Genomic DNA, 18,729 nt, shown 5'->3' on the forward strand with positions numbered 1-18,729 from the left:
TGGATCAGCCAACGGTTTTGGCCCGGATAGGCGGACAATGCTGGCAGGCTGTCTTGCCCGCGTTCAAGCCCGCCCGGACCTGCGCAACCCGGCTACAAGCCGCCCATGGCAAGGACTTTACGCGCGTTTGCAGCGCATTCCCCCTTGACCTCGTGCGGCGCAATGTCATGAACGGGTCATGAGTACTGCACGTTTGACGATCAACCTTCATGCGCTGGCCAGTAACTGGCGGGCGCTGGACGCAAAAACCGATGTCGAGACCGGAGCCGTGGTCAAGGCCGACGCCTATGGTCTGGGCGCCGGACCTGTGGCCAACACGCTGGCCGAAGAAGGCGTCCGCAAGTTCTTTGTCGCCGTTGCCGAGGAAGGAGCCGCCGTCCGCCAAGCGATTGGCCCCGGCCCCCTGATCTGCGTCTTTTCAGGCCATATGGAGGGCGACGCCGACCTGTTGCGCGATCACGACCTTGTGCCGCTGATCAACTCGCCCGAGCAATTCCAACGCCACCTGCAGGCGCTGCCGGTCCATCCGTTCGGGATTCAGTTGGACAGTGGCATGAACCGCCTCGGGCTGGAGCCTTCCGACTGGGCCGCTCTGCGCAGCCGGGCCGAGGCGCTGAACCCTGTCGTGGTCATGTCGCACCTTGCCTGTTCGGACGAACCGGACCATCCCATGAACCGGCAACAGCTGAAAACCTTCCGCGAGATGACCGATGGCGTATCGGCTCCGCGTTCGTTGGCGGCCACCGGTGGCCTTCTGCTGGGGCCGGAATTCCACTTTGATTTCTGTCGGCCCGGCATCGGCCTGTATGGCGGCTTGCCCTTTGCGGGCGCCAAACCTGTGGTCACCGTCGATCTGCCGGTGATACAGGTGCGCGAGCTGGCGATCGGAGAAACCGTCGGCTACGGCAACACGTGGAAGGCCCGGCGCCCCTCGCGGATCGCAACCGTGGCCGCGGGCTATGCCGACGGACTGCATCGCGCCATCGGTGGCGGCATCGACACGTTTGCCGGCGACCTGCCCTGCCCCGTCGTCGGACGCATCTCGATGGATCTGATCACCGTCGACGTGACCGACCTGCCGCACACGCCCGAACGTCTGCGCATTCTGAACGGCCATCAGACGGTGGACGACCTGGCCGAGGCCGCGGGCACCATCGGGTACGAGATCCTGACCTCACTCGGCAGCCGCTACTCGCGGGGCTATGTCGAATGAATCCACTCGCATGGCTTGGCGAACTGGGCCGCGCGGTCCTGAACCTGCTGGCGGCGTTCGGCCGCGTGGCGCTGTTTGCATTGGATGCTCTGTCACACATCTTTCGACCGCCGTTCTACCCGCGTGAACTGGGCATGGCTCTGCTGAACATCGGCTGGCTGTCGTTGCCGGTGGTGGGGCTGACCACCATTTTCACCGGCGGGGCGCTGGCGCTTCAGATCTACGCCGGCGGCGCGCGTTTCAACGCCGAAGCCGTCGTGCCCCAGATCGTGGCCATCGGCATGGTCCGCGAGTTGGGTCCTGTCATGGTCGGCCTGATGATTGCGGCGCGAGTCACCTCGTCGATCGCCGCCGAGATCGCCACAATGAAGGTGACCGAGCAGATCGACGCCCTGGTCACCCTGTCGACCCACCCGATGAAATACCTGGCGGCCCCGCGCGTTCTGGCCGCATTGATCACCGTCCCTGTTCTGGTTGCCGTGGGCGACATCATCGGCATCGCGGGCGGCTACGCCGTGGCGACGCAGAACCTCGGCTTCAACCCGGCAGCCTATCTGAAAAACACGGTCGATTTCCTCGAGCCGCTCGACATCCTGTCCTCGCTGGTCAAAGGAGCGGCGTTCGGCATGATCGCGGCCATCATGGGCTGCTATTTCGGCATGCACTCGGGGCGCGGCGCGCAAGGCGTGGGCCGCGCAACCAAGGGCTCGGTCGAGGCCGCCGCTGTCCTGATCCTTGCCGCCAACTTCGTTCTTACAGGGGTGTTCTTCTCGCTATGATCCGGATGGAGAACGTACACAAGGCCTTCGGCGACAACCACGTGCTCAGGGGCATGAACCTCGAGATTGCCAAAGGCACGTCCATGGTGATCATCGGTGGCTCGGGCACCGGAAAATCCGTGGCGCTGAAATGCATCCTTGGTCTGATCAAACCCGACAGCGGCAAGATTTTCGTCGATGGGCAGGACGCCCAGACCGGTGACCGAGACGCCTTTCTAGCCAGGTTCGGTATGCTGTTCCAAGGGGCGGCCCTGTTTGACTCGCTGCCCGTCTGGCAGAACGTGGCCTTCCGCCTGCTGCGCGGCTCGCTGAAACGACCGACGGACGAGGCACGTGAAATCGCGATCGAGAAACTGCGCCGCGTGGGCCTGCGCGCCAAGGTGGCAGATCTCTACCCGTCCGAACTGTCGGGCGGCATGCAGAAACGTGTAGGTCTGGCCCGCGCCATCGCCGCCGAACCCGAGATCATTTTCTTCGACGAACCCACTACGGGGCTGGACCCGATCATGTCGGGCGTCATCAATGACCTGATCCGCGAGATCGTGACCGAAATGGGCGCCACCGCAATGACCATCACGCACGACATGAGCTCCGTCCGCGCGATTGCCGACAACGTGGCGATGCTGCATGACGGGGTGATCCAGTGGACCGGACCGGTCAGCCAGATGGATTCCTCCGGCGATCCTTATGTCGAACAGTTCATCAGTGGGAGTGCGGAAGGGCCGATTGAGGCGGTGCGGTAGGTCTATTCTACATCCATCCACAGTTTCGCTTTTTCTGAAACATCACCGGGCAACACCTCAGCCCGGCGTGTTTCCAAGTTCAGCAAAACACATTTAAACACAGCGGTGAAAGCCGTTTCACCGTCCGCTACTTTTCTAAGCGTGTGGCGGAAAGTCATGGATTTCTTTCCAATTTCCAGAATTTCGCTCTCCATTTGGATCGCTTCGCCCGAACCAAGTTCCTGCCGGAAGTCGCTGTTGATATTCACCACTGCGAAGGAAAGCCGCCTACCGCTCCGCATATCGTCTGCCGTCAAACCCATTTCTGCCTGCATGGCGAAAACGGAATCTGAACATGCTGCAAAATACCTGGATACATTCATGTGCCCAAGGAAATCGCAATCGGAAGGATCAACAACCGACTTGAACGCCAAATAGGCGGGCATAGAAATTATCTCCTTGCCGAATGACTTTACATGACTTCACTTGTACACGTTATCACATCATTCAGTCGAAGAAAGCGTCGTCCATAAACCCTACGATTTAAGCATAATGACCCTCCGCCTCGCCACCCTCTCGCTGCTGATCCTCTACCCCATCGCGTGGTTCGCCCCGCTGATGCGCGCGGGCCTGCTGCCGATCTTCGGCCTCAGCGAGATCAGCGTCATCACCGGCCTCCAATCCCTCTGGAAATCCGACATCTTCCTCGCGCTGGTCGTCACCGTCTTTGCCCTGTTCGCCCCATACATCAAAACCATCGGCACCGCGCTGGTCCAATGGGACCTGCTGGACCCGCGTGTCCAACCCGCGCTGAACATCATGGGCAAGCTGGCCATGGCAGATATCTTCCTCATCGCGCTCTACATCACTTTGGCCAAGGGTATCTCATACGCAACGATCGAAACAGCGTGGGGCCTGTACCTTTTCACCGGCTGCATCCTTGCGTCGATCGCGCTGGGATACGTTACCGAAGTGAAACTTGGTTCACGAAACCTCCGGACCTGATTGATTGAAAACGCATTTCTGGCTATGATGGCCAGTATTCGAGCAGCCAAGTCATTTTTGTTTCAGGGTCCGACGCGGACCGTCTTGCACGTTTGATGGATACTCCGCCCGGGCCCGGTATTGCCGGTTTCCAAAGGAGTAGGACTGTCATGGCCGCCCTCCATTCGATTTCAATTCATTTCCAGAACGTATTCCTGCGACTGACTTTTTTCCTGATCTGCGCCGCCGCCCTGTTTGCCGTGTCCGCCACCCTGCTTGCCGCCGTGAATGTCTGGCCCTGGCTGACGATGCAAGCTGGATTGGGCGGGCAGGACATTCCGAACGCCGGCCTCTACATCCAGATCGGCCTGACCGCTCTGGTTCTGATGCTCGCCTTCTATCTACCCTCCAGCGCGCGCATGATGGCGTTGGAAAACGCGCATCGGAAGTTCTCGCTGCAGATGCAGGACGTGGTCGATGCCTACCAGATCGCACATGCGGCCGACCGCAGCGGTGTGTTCGCGCTGGCCTCGGAGTTTGACGCGGTCAAGGAGCGCATGGCCTTCCTGCGCGATCACCCCGACCTGCAATCGCTGGAGCCCGAAATCCTTGAACTGGCCGCGCAGATGAGCCAGGTCAGCCACGAACTGGCCGAGACCTACGGCGCGGCCAAAGTCGCCCGAGCGCGGGCGTTCCTGCAACAGCGGCAGGAAGAGGTCGAACTGTTTCAGCAACGGATCGAAGACGCCCAGACCATACAGCATGAATTGCGCCAGTGGACCCGCGACATCGAGATCGAGGAATCCATCGCCAAGGCGCAACTGGCCCGCCTGCGCGAAGAATTGTTCGAGCTTTTGCCCGAGCTTTCCGCCCAGTTACAGACCCCGCCGGACGACAGCGACCCGACCGCGTCGAGCGTCATCGCCATGCCCCCGCCCCGCGCCGCCGAATAGCCACTCACTCACCAGATGCGGCAGCATCAGCCGCGAAGGATGGCCCTCCCGGGCCTGACGCCGCGGCCTGTCAGTCCGGATTGAACACCGGAAGGGCTTGAAGAACCGCGCAAGCTCGGGCACGAATTGCGCCATGGCAAAGACGACGACTTTCACCTGCTCGGCCTGTGGCGCCTCGCATTCCCGTTGGTCCGGCCGCTGCGACGGCTGTGGCGAGTGGAACACCATAGTTCAAGAGGCCCCCTTGTCGGCAGGCCCGGCCAAGAAGTCGCTGGGCGGCAAACGCGGCCAGGCCGTCACCCTGACAGACCTCTCCACCGAGGAGACCCCGCCGCCCCGCACAGTCTGCGGTGTCGAGGAACTGGACCGTGTCCTGGGCGGCGGGCTGGTCCCGGCCTCTGCCCTGCTGGTGGGCGGCGATCCGGGAATCGGCAAATCCACACTGCTGTTGCAGGCCGCCGCGCGCTTTGCCCGGTCGGGCCTGAAAACCATCTACGTCTCGGGCGAGGAAGCCAGCGCCCAAGTTCGCATGCGCGCGCGCCGTCTGGGGCTCGAGGACGCGCCGGTGCAACTGGCGGCCGAGACCAACCTTCGCGACATTCTCACCACGCTCGAGGCCGAGAAACCCGGCCTTGCCATCATCGACTCGATCCAGACCATGTGGGCGGACAATGTCGACAGCGCACCGGGATCAGTCAGTCAGGTCCGCGCCGCCGCGCACGAGTTGACCAGCTTTGCCAAGCGCCACGGCGTGTCCATCATCATGGTCGGCCATGTCACCAAGGAAGGCCAGATCGCCGGCCCCCGCGTGGTCGAACACATGGTCGATACCGTCCTCTATTTCGAGGGCGAGCGCGGCCACCAGTTTCGCATCCTGCGCGCGGTCAAGAACCGCTTTGGCCCCGCCGACGAAATCGGTGTGTTCGAGATGACGGGCAAGGGTCTGGCACAGGTCACCAACCCCTCGGCCCTGTTTCTGTCGGAACGCGGCACACCCAGCCCCGGCTCGGCGGTTTTTGCAGGCATCGAGGGCACCCGGCCGGTTCTGGTCGAACTGCAGGCGCTGGTCGCGCCCTCGCCCCATTCACAGCCCCGCCGCACGGTCGTCGGCTGGGACAGCGGACGGCTTGCAATGATCCTCGCCGTGCTCGAAGCGCGCTGCGGCATCCCCTTTGCGGGGCTCGACGTCTATCTGAACGTGGCCGGGGGCCTGAAGATCAGCGAGCCCGCAGCCGACCTTGCCGTGGCCGCCGCCCTGCTGAGCGCGCGCGAGGACACCGCCCTGCCCGCCGACACCGTGGTTTTCGGAGAAATCTCGCTATCCGGGGCACTTAGACCAGCGCCGCAGACCGAAAACAGGTTGAAAGAAGCGCAAAAACTTGGTTTCACAGCAGCAATTGCTCCGGCAGGCGGCAAAACCGGTACTGTGGCAGGTCTGACACTCACCCGACCCTCTGATTTGGTTGGGTTTGTTGGCGAAACCTTCGGAGCAGGTTAAAGTCGCGCCTCGAGGGGCAGAAAAAGAACAGGCGAGGGCCATGGAAGGTTTTACAATAATTGACGGGCTCGTTGCCCTGATCATCGTGCTGTCGGGGATTCTGGCCTATTCGCGCGGCTTCATGCGCGAGGTCATGGCCATTGCAGGTTGGGTCGCCGCCGCAGTTCTGGCCTTCATCTTTGCACCGCAGGCCGTTCCGCTGGTCAAGGAAATCCCGGTGGTCGGAGACTTCTTGCGTGACAGCTGCGAATTGTCGGTGATTACGGGCTTTGCCGCAGTGTTCGCCATTGCGCTCATCGTGGTCAGCATCTTCACTCCGTTGTTCTCGTCCTTGGTACAGCGCTCGGCACTGGGTGGGCTGGATCAGGCGCTGGGTTTCTTCTTCGGCATTGCCCGCGGCATTCTGCTGGTTGCCATCGCCTTCTTTGTCTACGACACCGTGATGACCGGCCAGTCCTACACGATCGTCGACGAAAGCCGCTCGGCCAAGGTGTTCGAACAGTTCAGCGACAGGATCGAAGAGCAGAACCCCGAGGCCGCCCTGGGTTGGGTGACCACCCAGTACGAAGAGCTTGTTGCATCCTGCACCGCGGATTCGCAGGGCCAGTAACAGCCGCCAGCCAAGCAAAACGAACCAGCCCGGCTGCCAGCCGGGCTTTTCTTTTGTCAGAGGGTCAGACGAACCCTTCGCCCCCACAAACCGAGCAGCGGTTGGTTTTCAGGCCAAAGCATCCGTCACACCGGCTGAACTGCGGCTTGCCCAAGTGATCTCGGCCCTTCAGGACTTCGCCCTTGCCGTTGCATATCTGGCAAGGTGCACGTCCCATTCCGCGGCATCGATGGCACCGGCGTTTGACGTGCTCTTCCTTTTTCTGGCCCGGTCGTCCCTGCCACATACCTGTTTTGCCCTCGGTCAAATGCTGCCGGCAACTTTCCACGCAGCGCGTTCAAAACACGGGAAACACTCATGTTCGCGGCCCCATCAAACCAGAAACCCGGCCTGCGGCAAAACGAATTATGATCCTTTGGTGACATGGGGGGCATTAGGCATTATGTGAGGGCCAACTCGCCATGGAATCGGAGCTGCCTGTCTTGCATAGCCCGCAGATGCCCCCCGCCCACCCGTTCGATGATGACAAGCTCCGCGAGGAATGCGGGATTTTCGGGGTCGTCGGCGTCAAGGATGCCGCCAATTTCGTTGCTCTTGGTCTGCATGCCCTGCAGCACCGCGGGCAGGAAGCCGGCGGGATCGTCACCCATGATCCCGAACTCGGTTTCAACTCGGCCCGTCGATTTGGCTATGTGCGCGACAATTTCACCTCGTCCGACGTGATGGAAAGCCTGCCTGGACCGATCGGGATCGGCCATGTGCGCTATTCCACGGCCGGGTCCAAGGGCCAAACCGCCATCCGTGACGTCCAGCCGTTTTTTGGCGAGTTTTCGATGGGCGGCGCCGCGATTGCGCACAATGGCAACATCACGAACGCCAATGCCCTGCGGCGCGAGCTGATCGAGCGCGGCTCGATCTTCCAAAGTTCGTCCGACAGCGAATGCATCATCCACCTGATGGCCCGCTCGCTACAACGCAACATCCCGGAACGGATGGAAGACGCGCTGCGCCGGGTCGAGGGCGCCTTCTCGGTGGTCGCCATGACCCGTACCAAGCTGATCGGCGTCCGCGATCCTCTGGGTGTGCGCCCGCTGGTATTGGGCAAAATCGGCGATGGCTGGTGCCTGGCCTCGGAAACTTGTGCCCTCGACATCATCGGTGCCGAATTCCTGCGCGAGATCGAACCCGGCGAAATGGTTGTGATCAATGCCCAGAACGGTGTTGAGAGCCACTTCCCGTTCCGCCGGCAACCCAGCAAGTTCTGTATCTTCGAGCATGTCTACTTCTCGCGCCCAGACTCGATTCTGGGTGGACGCTCGGTCTATGAGACACGCGAAGCCATCGGGCGCGAGCTGGCCAAGGAAAGCCCCGTCGAGGCGGATCTGGTCTGCCCCGTGCCCGACAGCGGTACGCCCGCGGCCATTGGGTACTCGCTGGAGTCGGGCATCCCCTATGCGATGGGGATCATCCGCAACCAATACATGGGCCGCACCTTCATCGAACCCACCGAACAGATCCGCAATATGGGCGTGCGGCTCAAGCTGAACGTGAACCGCGCCCTGATCGAGGGCAAGCGGGTGATACTGGTCGACGACTCGGTGGTGCGCGGTACAACCAGCCGCAAGATCAAGGAAATGATCCTGGATGCCGGTGCGAAAGAGGTGCATTTCCGCATCGCCTCGCCGCCCACGGCCTGGCCCTGTTTCTACGGCGTGGATACGCCACAGCGCGAAAAGCTGCTGGCCGCCACGATGACCGAGGAAGAAATGACCAAGCATCTGGCGGTCGATAGCCTCAAGTTCATCTCGCTGGACGGGCTGTACCGGGCGGTCGGCGAGCCGCAGGGTCGCAGCAAGGACTGCCCGCAATACTGCGATGCATGCTTCTCGGGCGAGTATCCCGTCACTCCGGCGGACATGGTTGAACAAGGGTTCAAGATGCAACCGGCGGCCGAATAAGGCCGGAATTCAGAGACTTCTCCAAGGGGCCGCAGAGCCCCTTTTTTCATGGACCGGATCGGCGTGGCGAAACATGGCCGAAACCTGCTGCACCGGCTTTTCCTTCCGCTTGGGCTCTGCTAGCCAACCGGCTGCTCACTCACGCAATCACACGGAGGCCGGGCCACCGGGCCGGCCAGTTTACATGGCAAATCCCAGAGTCGACAGCGCGGCCACCCAAAAGGGCGCGCTCAGCAAGAATGGTACGACCGTCCTGGGCGTCTTTGGCCCGCAGAACGACATGCGCGCCCTGATGCGCTCATCGTCTGGACGGGTGAAAGAGGTCAAGACCGGCAGCCGCTTTGGTTCGGGCACGATCGTAGCCATCGACAAAGACGGCATCATGCTGCGACAAAGCGGCCGGACCCAGCGCATCGCCATCCCCGGAAGCTGATCCGGGCTTGACGGGCTGCGCGCTTGGGTTCAAACCCCGCGCATGACCGATCAGACCAAAATCGCACTTGTTACCGGCGCGTCGCGCGGCCTGGGTGCCGCTCTGGCCGAGGCCCTGGCGCCCGAGTATCACATCGTCGCCGTTGCCCGCACCACCGGCGGGCTGGAAGACCTGGATGACCGTATCAAGGCCAAAGGGGGCGCGGCCACCCTGGCGCCGATGGACATCGCCGACCCCAATGCCATGGCCACGCTGTGCCGGGGCATCCATGACCGCTGGGGCAAGCTGGACCTGTGGCTGCATACGGCCATCCACACCGCACCGCTGACGCCCGCGAATTTCATCGACCCCAAGGATTGGCAGAAATCCGTGGACGTGAACGCCTCGGCAACTTCGGTGCTGATCCCCTATGTCGCGCCCTTGCTGGGTGAGGCTGGACAGGCCGTATTCTTTGACGACCCGCGTGCCGGCGAGAAGTTCTGCGCCACCTACGGCGCAACCAAGGCCGCGCAGATCGCCATGGCGCGCAGCTGGGCCGCCGAAACCGTCCGCACCGGGCCGAAGGTTCATGTGTTGCAGCCCAGGCCGATGGCCACAGCCCTGCGCGCGCGTTTCTTCCCCGGTGAGGACCGGTCGAAGCTGGCCAGCCCCTCGGACGAGGCAGCGCGCCTGCTGTCCATGCTGGGCTGAGACCTTTCGGTCAGATCGACGGGAAAGATGTTGCGGCGCCCCAAGCGGGCGCCGTTTTCATTCGATGTGAACGCCCTGCCGGCCCGCCAGATCGACAAAGAACTGCCACGCCACCCGGCCCGAACGCGCGCCGCGCGTGGCCTGCCATTCGATCGCCTCGGCCCGCAGTACGTCGGCATCGACGCTGACGCCATAGGCCGCGCAATACCGGTCGATCATCGCAAGGTATTCGTCCTGATCGCAGGGGTGGAACCCCAGCCACAGGCCGAACCGGTCGGACAGCGAAACCTTTTCCTCGACCGCCTCGGACGGGTTGATCGCGCTTGAGCGCTCGTTCTCGATCATGTCACGCGGCATCAGGTGGCGGCGGTTTGACGTGGCATAGAACACCACGTTTTCGGGCCGGCCCTCGATCCCGCCATCCAACACGGCTTTCAGCGACTTGTAGTGCTGGTCGTCATGGCTGAACGACAGGTCATCGCAGAACAGGATGAACCGGTAAGGTGCGGCGCGCAGGTGGTTCAGCAGCCGCGCGACCGAGCCCATGTCCTCGCGCTGCAGCTCAACCAGCTTCAGGTTGGGAAACTCGGGCTGAAGGGTGCCGTGCACCGCCTTGACAAGGCTGGACTTGCCCATGCCGCGCGCACCCCACAGCAGCGCGTTGTTGGCCTTGAACCCGGCAGCGAAGCGGCGCGTGTTGTCCAGCAGCGTATCGCGCGACCGGTTGATGCCCACCAGTAGATCCAGATCGACGCGGTTGACATGGTGCACCGGCTCAAGCCGGTCGGGCCCGATGTGCCAGACAAAGGCGGGCGCGGCCGAGAAATCAGGCGCGGCCAGCGGCGCCGGGGCCATGCGTTCCAATGCGTCGGCGATGCGGTTCAGGGCTTGGTCGTCCATGGGTCCTCCGAAGTCTTGCGGCCGATTTCAACCACGTTCAAGGGCCGCCAACAAGACCCGCATGAAGAAAGGGCGCTCCCGCCAAGGCACGCCCTTCCCCATTTACTGCTCGGGTTTATTTGCCGTCTTCTGCGTCAAACTCGTCCATCATCGCATCATCGGCGGCTTCTTCATCGTCATAGTAGCCTTCGGCCCGCAGCTGTTCTTCGCGCTTCCGCTCGACCCGGGCCACCAGGAAGATCGAAATCTCGTACAGGCCATAGACCACGACGAACAGGATGATCTGGGTGATCACGTCCGGCGGGGTCACGATGGCGGCCAGAACCAGAATGCCCACCACGGCATATTTGCGCACCGCGCCCAAGCCTTCGGCGCTGACCAGCCCGGCCTTGCCCATCAGGGTCAACAGAACCGGCAGCTGGAAACACAGGCCAAAGGCCACGATGAACTTGATCGTCAGGTTCAGGTATTCCTGTGCCGAACCCTGGAAAACCACGCTCAGCGGCGCAGTGGCACCATCCGCTAAGGCCTCACCCTCGGCCCCGAATTGCTGGAACCCAAGGAAGAAGTCATAGGCCAGCGGCGTGACCACGTAAAAGGCAAAGCTCGCGCCCAGCAGGAACATGAAGGGCGAGGCCAGCAGGAACGGCAGGAAGGCGTTCTTCTCGGATCGATAGAGCCCCGGGGCCACGAACCGCCACATCTGCATACCGATATACGGAAAGGCCAGAATGAACCCACCCAAGAGCGAAACCTTGATCGCCACGAAGAAGCCCTCCTGCGGCGAAATGAAGATCAGGTCGCAGTCCTGTCCCCGCTCGGACAGAACATCGCACAGGGGCTGGGTCAGAAAGTTGAAGATCGGCGTGGCTACCGTGAAACAGATGATCATACCGATCAAAAATGCCACGACGCTGTGGATCAGCCGCGTGCGCAGCTCGGCCAGATGCTCGATCAGGGGGGCCGAGGTATCTTCGATCTCGTCGGTATTGCTCATGACTTGCCTTCGGTTTTCAGCGCGGCTTCGGCCTCTTCGGCCTTGGCCAGGGCCTCGGCGGCTTCTTTCGCTTTGCGCTCGGCAGCCGCACGGGCGGTTGAGGCCTGGATCTTCTTGGCCTGCTCGGCGCGCTCAGCGGCCAGTTTGCCGGTTTCGCTGTCGGGGTCGAACTTGGTCGGGTCCATGCTCTTGGCCATGTCCTGGGCCGCCTGCTTGACGCCGTCCATCGCACTGCCCACCGGGTTGGTGGCCGCGTCCAGTCCTTTCTTTATGTCATTCACGCCCGCCTGGTCGGCCGCCTCGTTCATGGCGCTTGAGAACTCGCGCGCCATGCCGCGGGCCTTGCCGACGAACCGTCCGACATTGCGGAACAGAACCGGCAGGTCCTTGGGCCCCACGACGATCAGGGCAACGATGCCGATGACCAGAAGCTCGGTCCAGCCCAGATCAAACATGGGCGATTAGACCTTGTCTTTGTCGGACTCGGGCGTGACATCCTTGGCCAGCTCGGACGCGTCCTGTTCGATCTCTTCGGTACCGTCCTTGACGCCTTTCTTGAATGCGGTGATGCCCTTGCCCACTTCACCCATCAACGAGCTGATCTTGCCGCGGCCGAACAGCACCAGCACCACGACGGCGATCAGCAGCAGGCCGGGAAGGCCGATATTGTTGAGCATGTCTCTTCTCCTTCTACGTCGGCGCGCCGCGCCGGGAATGTGATCTGGAAGCCTGTCTACGCCCACCGGGCAGCCGAAAAAAGTGACGCAAGTCAAATCCGCGTTCAAATCCGGGCCGCTCGGGCGCTTTTTGCGGGCTGGCAATTCTCTACTGACAGGTTTATGTCAGTTGTGAGCGGCTAGGAACAGGGCATCGAAACCTAGTCAACGGAGACTGACATGACCCATGTTGCTGAAATCGTCACCTTCACCCTCGCTGATGGCACCACGCCGGAAGAGTTCGTCAGGCTCAGCCAGACGACCGAGGCCTTCGTGCGCGCGGCACCCGGCTTTGCCCACCGCCAGCTGAGCCAGGGCGAGGATGGCCGCTGGACCGATTATGTCATCTGGACCGACATGAAGGCCGCGCAGGACGCCGCCGCGCAGTTCCCGCAGCAGGATTTTGCCGCCGGTCTGATGGCGGCCATCGACCCCGCCAGCATCCAGATGCGTCACGAGAAAGTGCTATGGAACATGACCGCCTGATCGCGGTCCGGACGGCGTGTCATGCGCCGCACTGACCGCCTGTTCGACATCATCCAGATCCTGCGCGACGGCAAACTGCACCGCGCGCAGGACATCGCGGACCGGCTCGAAGTGTCGGTCCGCACGATCTATCGCGACATGGATACGCTGGTGGCGTCGGGCGTCCCGGTCGAGGGCGAACGCGGCGTGGGTTACATGGTGCGCGAGCAGATCACCCTGCCCCCGCTGAACCTCACCCCGGCCGAACTTGAGGCCCTGAACCTCGGCATGGCGATCGTGGCCGAGGCCGCCGACCCCGACCTGAAGGCCGCCGCCGACTCGCTGGCCGCCAAGATCGACGCGGTGCTGCCCACCCAGGTGGTGGCCGAGGCCGATGCGTGGAAATTCGCCGTCTATCCATTTGCCGACGCCGCGCGCGGGCTGGCGCATATGGCGCCGATCCGGGCGGCCATCAAATCGCGCCAGAAACTGCGGCTGACCTACCGGCGCATCGACGGAACCCTGACCGAACGCACGATCCGCCCCCTGCACATGGAATACTGGGGACGGGTCTGGACCCTGACCGCTTGGTGCGAGCTGCGCGAGGCCTTCCGCGTGTTCCGCATCGACCTGATCGAAAGCGTCACACCGCTGCCCGAGATCTTTGCCGACGAGCCCGGAAAGCGGCTGGCCGACTACGACCCGACCGCCTGATCCCGTTTTTCACCCAAGGCTACTTGGAACCGCACTCTGAGCCTCAGCGCAGATAGGTTTCGGGGTCGACGGATTCGAACCCTTTGCGCACCTCGAAGTGCACATAGGCATTCTCACCCCCGCGCAGCTTGGCAATGCTCTGGCCGCGGCTGACCCGGTCGCCTTTCTTGACCGAGATGTTCTCGACATTCGCGTAGACCGTCAGCAAATCGTTGGTGTGCTTGACGACGATGATCGGGATCTGATCCGCATCCGCCGTGATGGCCGCCACGGTACCAGCTTCGGCCGCCTTTACCGATGCTCCGGGCGAACCGGCGATGTCGATCCCTTCGTTCTTGCCCTTGGCATACGGGCGAATGATCTTGCCGGTTACCGGCAGAGCCAAGGCTGACGAGCTGGAATTCGTCGGGGCCTCGGCCGTCACGTCCGGAGCGGGCGTCAACGGCGCAACTTTTTCGTCCGGCAGCGGCTGCGTTGCACTGGGCGGCGTCGGGGTGGGCGATCCCTGCCCCGGTTCGGTGGTCGCCGTGGGCGCTGCGGCGGCAGCTTGGCGCGGTGCAGCCTGATTTTTGACGGGGATCAGCAGAAACTGCCCTTCGCGCACGGCGAAGTCCGAACCCAAACCGTTCCATTCAGCCAGCGCATCGACCGGAACCTGATACAGGCGCGAAATGGTATAAGCCGTCTCACCCCGCTTGACCTTGTGCCGGATCGGCTCGTCCGTTGAGGTGACGGGCGCCGGTTTGGCCGGCTCAAGGTTCGTGACCCGCACGCCGCCCGTGTCCGGCGCCTGATCAATTGCGGTCGTGGCAATCGAGGCGATATCGACATTCCCCGCTCCGGCGCCGACGGACCGTGGCAAGGCCAGCACTTCGCCTTCGCGCAGCTGGTCGGTGGGCTTGAGACCGTTGAACCGGGCCAGCTCGGCCTCGGGCAGACCAACCCGCGCAGCCACGGCGGCGACGTTGTCACCCCGTTGCGCGACGGCAACCTGATATGTCGGATAGGTGATCACGCCACGGCTGTCCGGCGCCGGCCGGTTCGTGGTGGCTGATTGTGCGGCCGGAGTGGTCGAAAAACCGCCGACCTGACCGCGCAGGTCGTAATCCAGCGGGCCTTCGCAACCGGCAAGCACCAGCGCGGCAACCATCGCCGTTGTTCCACGACCCAAGACTGACTTGGAAACTGCTCTCATATCACTGTCCTCAACACCTGCCCCTGTTTGCCGGGGTTCTGGCGCCCAATTCCTAAACCTACGTTACGCCTCGTCCTTTCCAAGCCCTTCCAGCAAGGGCACGAACCGAACAGGCAACAGTTCGTCATATTCCAGCCCGGTCTCGGTTCTGGTGACCCGTATCAGGGTCTGAACCGCATCCGACTGCCCAACGGGCAAGACCATGATACCGCCGATTTTGAGCTGCGCCAAGAGCGGGCCCGGCGGGTCCTCGGCTGCGGCGGTGACGATGATGCGGTCAAAAGGAGCCTGTTCGGGCAACCCGAAAGATCCATCCGACAGCATCGCCGTGATATTCGTCAGACCCAACTCGCGAAACAGCTCACCGGTTTCGCGTACCAGACGCTTGTGGCGTTCCACGGTGTAGACCCGCCGCGCCAGTTTGGATAGCACTGCAGCCTGATACCCCGAACCCGTCCCCACCTCGAGCACCTTGTCGCGCGGCGTGACCTGCAGCGCCTGCGTCATCAGACCCACGACCGAGGGCTGGCTGATCGTCTGGCCGCATGCAATCGGCAGTGGTGTGTCCTCGTAGGCACGCTCGGCGAACAGGCCCCGCACGAACTTGCCGCGGTCGATCTGCTCCATCGCGTCAAGAACACGCGCATCCGTCACCCCGCGCGACCGCAGGGCGAACAGGAACTGCATCTTGGTTTCGGGGTCCAGTCCGGTCATTCGATCGTCTTCAACGCCTCCAGCGCATCATCGGCGGTCAGGTCGGCCCGCATCGGCGTGACCGAGATATAGCCGTCCAAGTTCGCCGCCGCATCCGTTCCCGGAGCCGTCGGGTTGTGCTGATAGCCCCCTTTGATCCACAGGAAACGGCGGCCCGAGGGCGAGCTGTGCGGTTCCACCCCAAAATGCGTGTCGCGTCGGAATCCCTGACGCGCGACGCGGGTACCAAGAACTTCATCGGCAGGCACCGGAGGAAAATTCACGTTGTAAAACAGGCGGTAGTCTTCCTGCGCGGGCGGATCGGCCTCAAGAATGCGTCGTACCAAGTCCGCTCCGAACCGCGTGGCGGCCTCGAACGGGTCGTCCAGCCCAAGATTGCGCGGACCAAAATACTGCGACAAGGCGATCGCCGGAATGCCCTGGAGTGCCGCCTCCATCGCGCCGCCGATCGTGCCAGAATACAAAGTGTTCTCGGCCGAATTGTTGCCCCGGTTCACGCCAGAAAGAACCAGATCAGGTCGCGCGTCCTTCATCACGTCATGCAGCCCGGCCAGCACGCAGTCGGCCGGCGACCCTTCGGCCGCGAAACGACGCTCGCCCAGTTTGGCGACCATCATGGGATGGGTATAGCTGATGCAATGCCCGACCCCCGACTGTTCGAAAGCCGGAGCCACGATCCAGACCTCACCATCCGGGCCGGCCACATCCGCGGCAATCGCCTCGAGCGCGATTAGGCCCGGGGCGTTGATCCCGTCGTCATTTGTCAGAAGTATGCGCATTGCCTGCCTGTGCCCCCGCGTTTCGCCCTTGATAGACGGCCCCAAAGGATGCGGCAAGCGATGCCCCGGCGCATTCTGCGGCATTCGCGCACCACTCGCCGGGAAATCGACCGGTTGCGGCGTCTAGGCTGGAAAAACGAAGCAGCGATCCCGCCGGATGGTCAACCACATCACCCGGCCCGGATTGGGCACGAACACGTTCGGGACGGTCGCCTTGAGGATCGAGCCGTCATAGTCCATCCGAAACTCGATCAGGCTTTCGTTGCCCAGAAAGCGAGCGCGCTCGACCACGCCGCGGGCCGCAACGCCATCGGTCGCCGTCGGCAGCGGCCCCTTGCCGTTGCGATCAAAGTCCAGCCGCACGTGCTGAGGGCGGAAAACGATTTCGACGTCGGTGCCATCAGGAACACCCGGCGCCAGGAATTGACCAAATGGCGTTTGCGCCAATGCTCCATTCACCTGGGACTGCAACACATTGACATCACTAAAAAATGCCACAGCAGCCTTGTCTACGGGTCGGGTGTAGACATTGTAGGGCGCGCCCTGCTGCACGATCTTGCCGCGGCGCATCAGTGCAATTTCGTCGGCCATGCGCATCGCCTCTTCGGGCTCGTGCGTGACCAGCAACACGGCGGCGTCCTCTTCCTTGAGGATGGCGAGGGTCTCGTCGCGGATGCCGTCGCGCAGACGGTTGTCGAGGCCAGAAAACGGCTCGTCCATCAGCATGATCCGCGGACGCGGCGCCAACGCTCGGGCCAGCGCGACCCGCTGCTGCTCGCCCCCTGACAGTTGATGCGGAAACCCGTCGATATGGCGGATCAGGTCGACCTTTCTCAGCAACTCTTCGACACGTTCCCGTTTTTGCTCTTTGGCCCCTTTCAGGCCAAAGGCAACGTTGTCGGCCACGCTGAGGTGCGGAAACAAAGCGAAATCCTGGAACATCAGTCCGATCTCGCGACGTTCCGGCGGGACTCGGAACACCGTGTCACAGACCAGCTTGCCATCGACGTAGATTTCGCCCGAGTCCTGCATTTCGACGCCAGCAATCATCCGCAACGTAGTGGATTTGCCGCAGCCCGACGGACCCAGCAGACAGGTCACCTGCCCCGCCTGAACGGTCAGCGAGACATCATCCACCACCGTGCGCCCGCCGAACCGGCAGACCAGATTGCGGATTTCCAATCGCGGAGGAGCTGTGTTGATTGCCACCGACGGACCCCAATTACCTTTTCCCGATCAATTTCATCGGGCTTGCGCCGGGATAACAACCCCGCCCATCGGGCGCAAGAGAGGCGCTAGGCCAGCAGCTCGAACGGCACGCCCGCGCGAACCCTGCCGTTGACCTGAATCTCAAGCCTGTGCGGCCCCGGAACCAGTCGAAACGTGGTGGCGTCGCCCTTGAGCTTGTGACGCTTGCTCAGCCGCAGGCGGCCATCTGACAGACTGGCCTGCTTGAGCTTGTGAACCTTAGGTGAGATTTTCCCGCCAGGTCGCTGAAAATGCACGATATAGTCAATCAAGACCGGATGATCATCGGGCCCTGATACCGAGACGGCGAACTCCAGAACCCCGCCGATGCGGGCCTCGCCAATCACCTCAACATTCACCTCCAGTGGTGCGTCGGGATCATAACCCAGCAGCGCCATCGCCCCGCCATGGCCGGACTTGACCAGCCCGCGCAGCGCATGTGCGGTGATCCACCGCATCTCGTCGCTGTCTTGCGCGCCCGAGGCATGCCACGCCTTCAGGCGGTTCAATGCCAAGTCGGGGTCTTTCTTGGTGATGTCGTTGAGATGGTTCGCCACCGACCGTATGACATAACGCGTCGGATCCGAGTGTAACCGATCCAGCAGCGGCAGCGGGTCCGTCAGATCCAGCCCGACCGCCTGCCCCCAGGGCAGCCGCGGGCGCGTGCCTTCGGAGACGAGCCGCCGGACGTGATAGCTGGAATGCCCGCACCAGTCCTGCATCCGATCCAGCACCAGATTGGGATGACTGTTCAGAAAAGGCCGGATCGCCCATTCCATCGAAAATCGCTGAGTGATCTCTGCAAACACATCCAGCGCCACGTCGGGATGGTCCGCGCCGACCTGCGCCACCCACTCACCCAATGGGGCAATGATGAAGTCACCGAAATCATCATCGCTCAGGGATGGGTCCAGAGGCGGCGGCAAGGCGCGCAGGATCACCGGTGCCACGTCGGGCAGCGCGCCGGGAAAGGCCGTCTGCAAACAATCGGCAATCCACGCGATCCGCTGCTTCAGCTCCAGCTCCGGCAGGCGCGACATGACCCGCGCCACGAATGCGTCGCCGTCAAACCCGGCGTCGGCCTGCGTGAACAGGCCGGCAAGGTAACGGGTCTTTTCCGCGTTGAACAGCTGATCCTTCAGCGAAAACCCCTGCGCCACG

22 protein-coding genes are annotated in these 18,729 nt (G+C 62.6%); 12 read left to right on the top strand and 10 right to left on the bottom strand.

The features are described 5' to 3' along the window. The first annotated feature begins 178 nt into the window (after positions 1 to 178). Genes alr through ACR0JC_RS03535 form a run of 3 tightly spaced genes read left to right on the top strand, consistent with a single transcriptional unit; the run spans position 179 to position 2,735 of the window. A complete protein-coding gene (alr, locus tag ACR0JC_RS03525; RefSeq protein ID WP_170338353.1) occupies positions 179 to 1,213 on the top strand; it encodes an alanine racemase in 1,035 nt (344 codons plus the stop codon). After that, positions 1,210 to 1,992 carry an MlaE family ABC transporter permease gene (locus tag ACR0JC_RS03530; protein WP_170338351.1) on the top strand — a complete coding sequence of 261 codons (783 nt, stop codon included), beginning with the start codon at positions 1,210 to 1,212 and terminating at the stop codon, positions 1,990 to 1,992. Before alr ends, ACR0JC_RS03530 begins: the two co-directional genes overlap by 4 nt. Continuing rightward, positions 1,989 to 2,735: an ABC transporter ATP-binding protein gene (locus ACR0JC_RS03535; protein ID WP_170338853.1), complete on the top strand. Its 747-nt coding sequence runs from the start codon at positions 1,989 to 1,991 to the stop codon at positions 2,733 to 2,735. Before ACR0JC_RS03530 ends, ACR0JC_RS03535 begins: the two co-directional genes overlap by 4 nt. A gap of 2 nt (positions 2,736 to 2,737) precedes the next feature. On the opposite strand, the gene ACR0JC_RS03540 is transcribed toward ACR0JC_RS03535, so the two are convergent. Next, positions 2,738 to 3,160 carry an acyl-CoA thioesterase gene (locus ACR0JC_RS03540; RefSeq protein WP_170338851.1) on the bottom strand — a complete coding sequence of 141 codons (423 nt, stop codon included), beginning with the start codon at positions 3,158 to 3,160 and terminating at the stop codon, positions 2,738 to 2,740. Between the two features lie 106 nt (positions 3,161 to 3,266). On the opposite strand from ACR0JC_RS03540, the gene ACR0JC_RS03545 reads away from it, so the two are divergent. From ACR0JC_RS03545 to ACR0JC_RS03575, 7 genes are all read left to right on the top strand, one after another. Then, entirely contained in the window at positions 3,267 to 3,719 is a 453-nt protein-coding gene (locus ACR0JC_RS03545; RefSeq protein ID WP_170338849.1) for a paraquat-inducible protein A, read from the top strand. 149 nt (positions 3,720 to 3,868) lie between these two features. After that, complete coding sequence (locus ACR0JC_RS03550) at positions 3,869 to 4,651, top strand: kinetochore Spc7 family protein (protein WP_170338847.1); 783 nt, start codon at positions 3,869 to 3,871, stop codon at positions 4,649 to 4,651. 133 nt (positions 4,652 to 4,784) lie between these two features. Further along, positions 4,785 to 6,149 (top strand): DNA repair protein RadA, encoded by a 1,365-nt coding sequence (gene radA, locus ACR0JC_RS03555; RefSeq protein WP_170338845.1) that lies wholly within the window; start codon positions 4,785 to 4,787, stop codon positions 6,147 to 6,149. A 40-nt stretch (positions 6,150 to 6,189) separates the two neighbouring features. Then, entirely contained in the window at positions 6,190 to 6,759 is a 570-nt protein-coding gene (locus ACR0JC_RS03560) for a CvpA family protein (RefSeq protein WP_093962256.1), read from the top strand. 497 nt (positions 6,760 to 7,256) lie between these two features. Further along, positions 7,257 to 8,717: an amidophosphoribosyltransferase gene (gene purF, locus ACR0JC_RS03565; RefSeq protein ID WP_170338843.1), complete on the top strand. Its 1,461-nt coding sequence runs from the start codon at positions 7,257 to 7,259 to the stop codon at positions 8,715 to 8,717. A 184-nt stretch (positions 8,718 to 8,901) separates the two neighbouring features. Further along, positions 8,902 to 9,150 (top strand): hypothetical protein, encoded by a 249-nt coding sequence (locus ACR0JC_RS03570; RefSeq protein WP_093962257.1) that lies wholly within the window; start codon positions 8,902 to 8,904, stop codon positions 9,148 to 9,150. Positions 9,151 to 9,192: 42 nt separating this feature from the next. Then, the gene (locus tag ACR0JC_RS03575; protein WP_170338841.1) at positions 9,193 to 9,840 is read left to right on the top strand and encodes an SDR family NAD(P)-dependent oxidoreductase; all 648 of its coding nucleotides are present in this window, start codon (positions 9,193 to 9,195) and stop codon (positions 9,838 to 9,840) included. 57 nt (positions 9,841 to 9,897) lie between these two features. Here ACR0JC_RS03575 and ACR0JC_RS03580 read toward each other — a convergent pair whose 3' ends face one another. The 4 genes from ACR0JC_RS03580 to ACR0JC_RS03595 all read right to left on the bottom strand — a co-directional run bounded on the left by ACR0JC_RS03580 (position 9,898) and on the right by ACR0JC_RS03595 (position 12,414). After that, positions 9,898 to 10,740: an ATP-binding protein gene (locus ACR0JC_RS03580; RefSeq protein WP_170338839.1), complete on the bottom strand. Its 843-nt coding sequence runs from the start codon at positions 10,738 to 10,740 to the stop codon at positions 9,898 to 9,900. Positions 10,741 to 10,855: 115 nt separating this feature from the next. Continuing rightward, complete coding sequence (tatC, locus tag ACR0JC_RS03585; RefSeq protein ID WP_170338837.1) at positions 10,856 to 11,737, bottom strand: twin-arginine translocase subunit TatC; 882 nt, start codon at positions 11,735 to 11,737, stop codon at positions 10,856 to 10,858. Next, positions 11,734 to 12,192 (bottom strand): Sec-independent protein translocase protein TatB, encoded by a 459-nt coding sequence (gene tatB, locus ACR0JC_RS03590; protein WP_170338835.1) that lies wholly within the window; start codon positions 12,190 to 12,192, stop codon positions 11,734 to 11,736. The genes tatC and tatB overlap by 4 nt, the downstream gene beginning before the upstream one ends. 6 nt (positions 12,193 to 12,198) lie before the next feature. Continuing rightward, the gene (locus ACR0JC_RS03595) at positions 12,199 to 12,414 is read right to left on the bottom strand and encodes a twin-arginine translocase TatA/TatE family subunit (protein ID WP_170338833.1); all 216 of its coding nucleotides are present in this window, start codon (positions 12,412 to 12,414) and stop codon (positions 12,199 to 12,201) included. Between the two features lie 219 nt (positions 12,415 to 12,633). Here ACR0JC_RS03595 and ACR0JC_RS03600 point away from each other — a divergent pair, with 219 nt between their 5' ends. Further along, a complete protein-coding gene (locus tag ACR0JC_RS03600; RefSeq protein ID WP_149774521.1) occupies positions 12,634 to 12,939 on the top strand; it encodes a hypothetical protein in 306 nt (101 codons plus the stop codon). A 21-nt stretch (positions 12,940 to 12,960) separates the two neighbouring features. Continuing rightward, the gene (locus tag ACR0JC_RS03605) at positions 12,961 to 13,632 is read left to right on the top strand and encodes a helix-turn-helix transcriptional regulator (RefSeq protein ID WP_170338831.1); all 672 of its coding nucleotides are present in this window, start codon (positions 12,961 to 12,963) and stop codon (positions 13,630 to 13,632) included. 43 nt (positions 13,633 to 13,675) lie between these two features. Here ACR0JC_RS03605 and ACR0JC_RS03610 read toward each other — a convergent pair whose 3' ends face one another. The 5 genes from ACR0JC_RS03610 to ACR0JC_RS03630 all read right to left on the bottom strand — a co-directional run bounded on the left by ACR0JC_RS03610 (position 13,676) and on the right by ACR0JC_RS03630 (position 18,728). Then, entirely contained in the window at positions 13,676 to 14,827 is a 1,152-nt protein-coding gene (locus tag ACR0JC_RS03610) for a M23 family metallopeptidase (RefSeq protein ID WP_170338325.1), read from the bottom strand. Between the two features lie 63 nt (positions 14,828 to 14,890). Next, positions 14,891 to 15,541, bottom strand: a complete 651-nt coding sequence (locus tag ACR0JC_RS03615; protein WP_170338827.1) for a protein-L-isoaspartate(D-aspartate) O-methyltransferase — start codon at positions 15,539 to 15,541, stop codon at positions 14,891 to 14,893. Further along, complete coding sequence (gene surE, locus ACR0JC_RS03620) at positions 15,538 to 16,320, bottom strand: 5'/3'-nucleotidase SurE (protein ID WP_170338825.1); 783 nt, start codon at positions 16,318 to 16,320, stop codon at positions 15,538 to 15,540. The genes ACR0JC_RS03615 and surE overlap by 4 nt, the downstream gene beginning before the upstream one ends. A gap of 123 nt (positions 16,321 to 16,443) precedes the next feature. After that, positions 16,444 to 17,529 carry an ABC transporter ATP-binding protein gene (locus ACR0JC_RS03625; RefSeq protein WP_170338320.1) on the bottom strand — a complete coding sequence of 362 codons (1,086 nt, stop codon included), beginning with the start codon at positions 17,527 to 17,529 and terminating at the stop codon, positions 16,444 to 16,446. Positions 17,530 to 17,615: 86 nt separating this feature from the next. After that, positions 17,616 to 18,728, bottom strand: coding sequence for a hypothetical protein (locus ACR0JC_RS03630; protein ID WP_170338822.1), 1,113 nt, complete (start codon positions 18,726 to 18,728; stop codon positions 17,616 to 17,618). Position 18,729: the final 1 nt, after the last annotated feature.

It is taken from the genome of Ruegeria sp. CH5 (genome assembly GCF_056537025.1).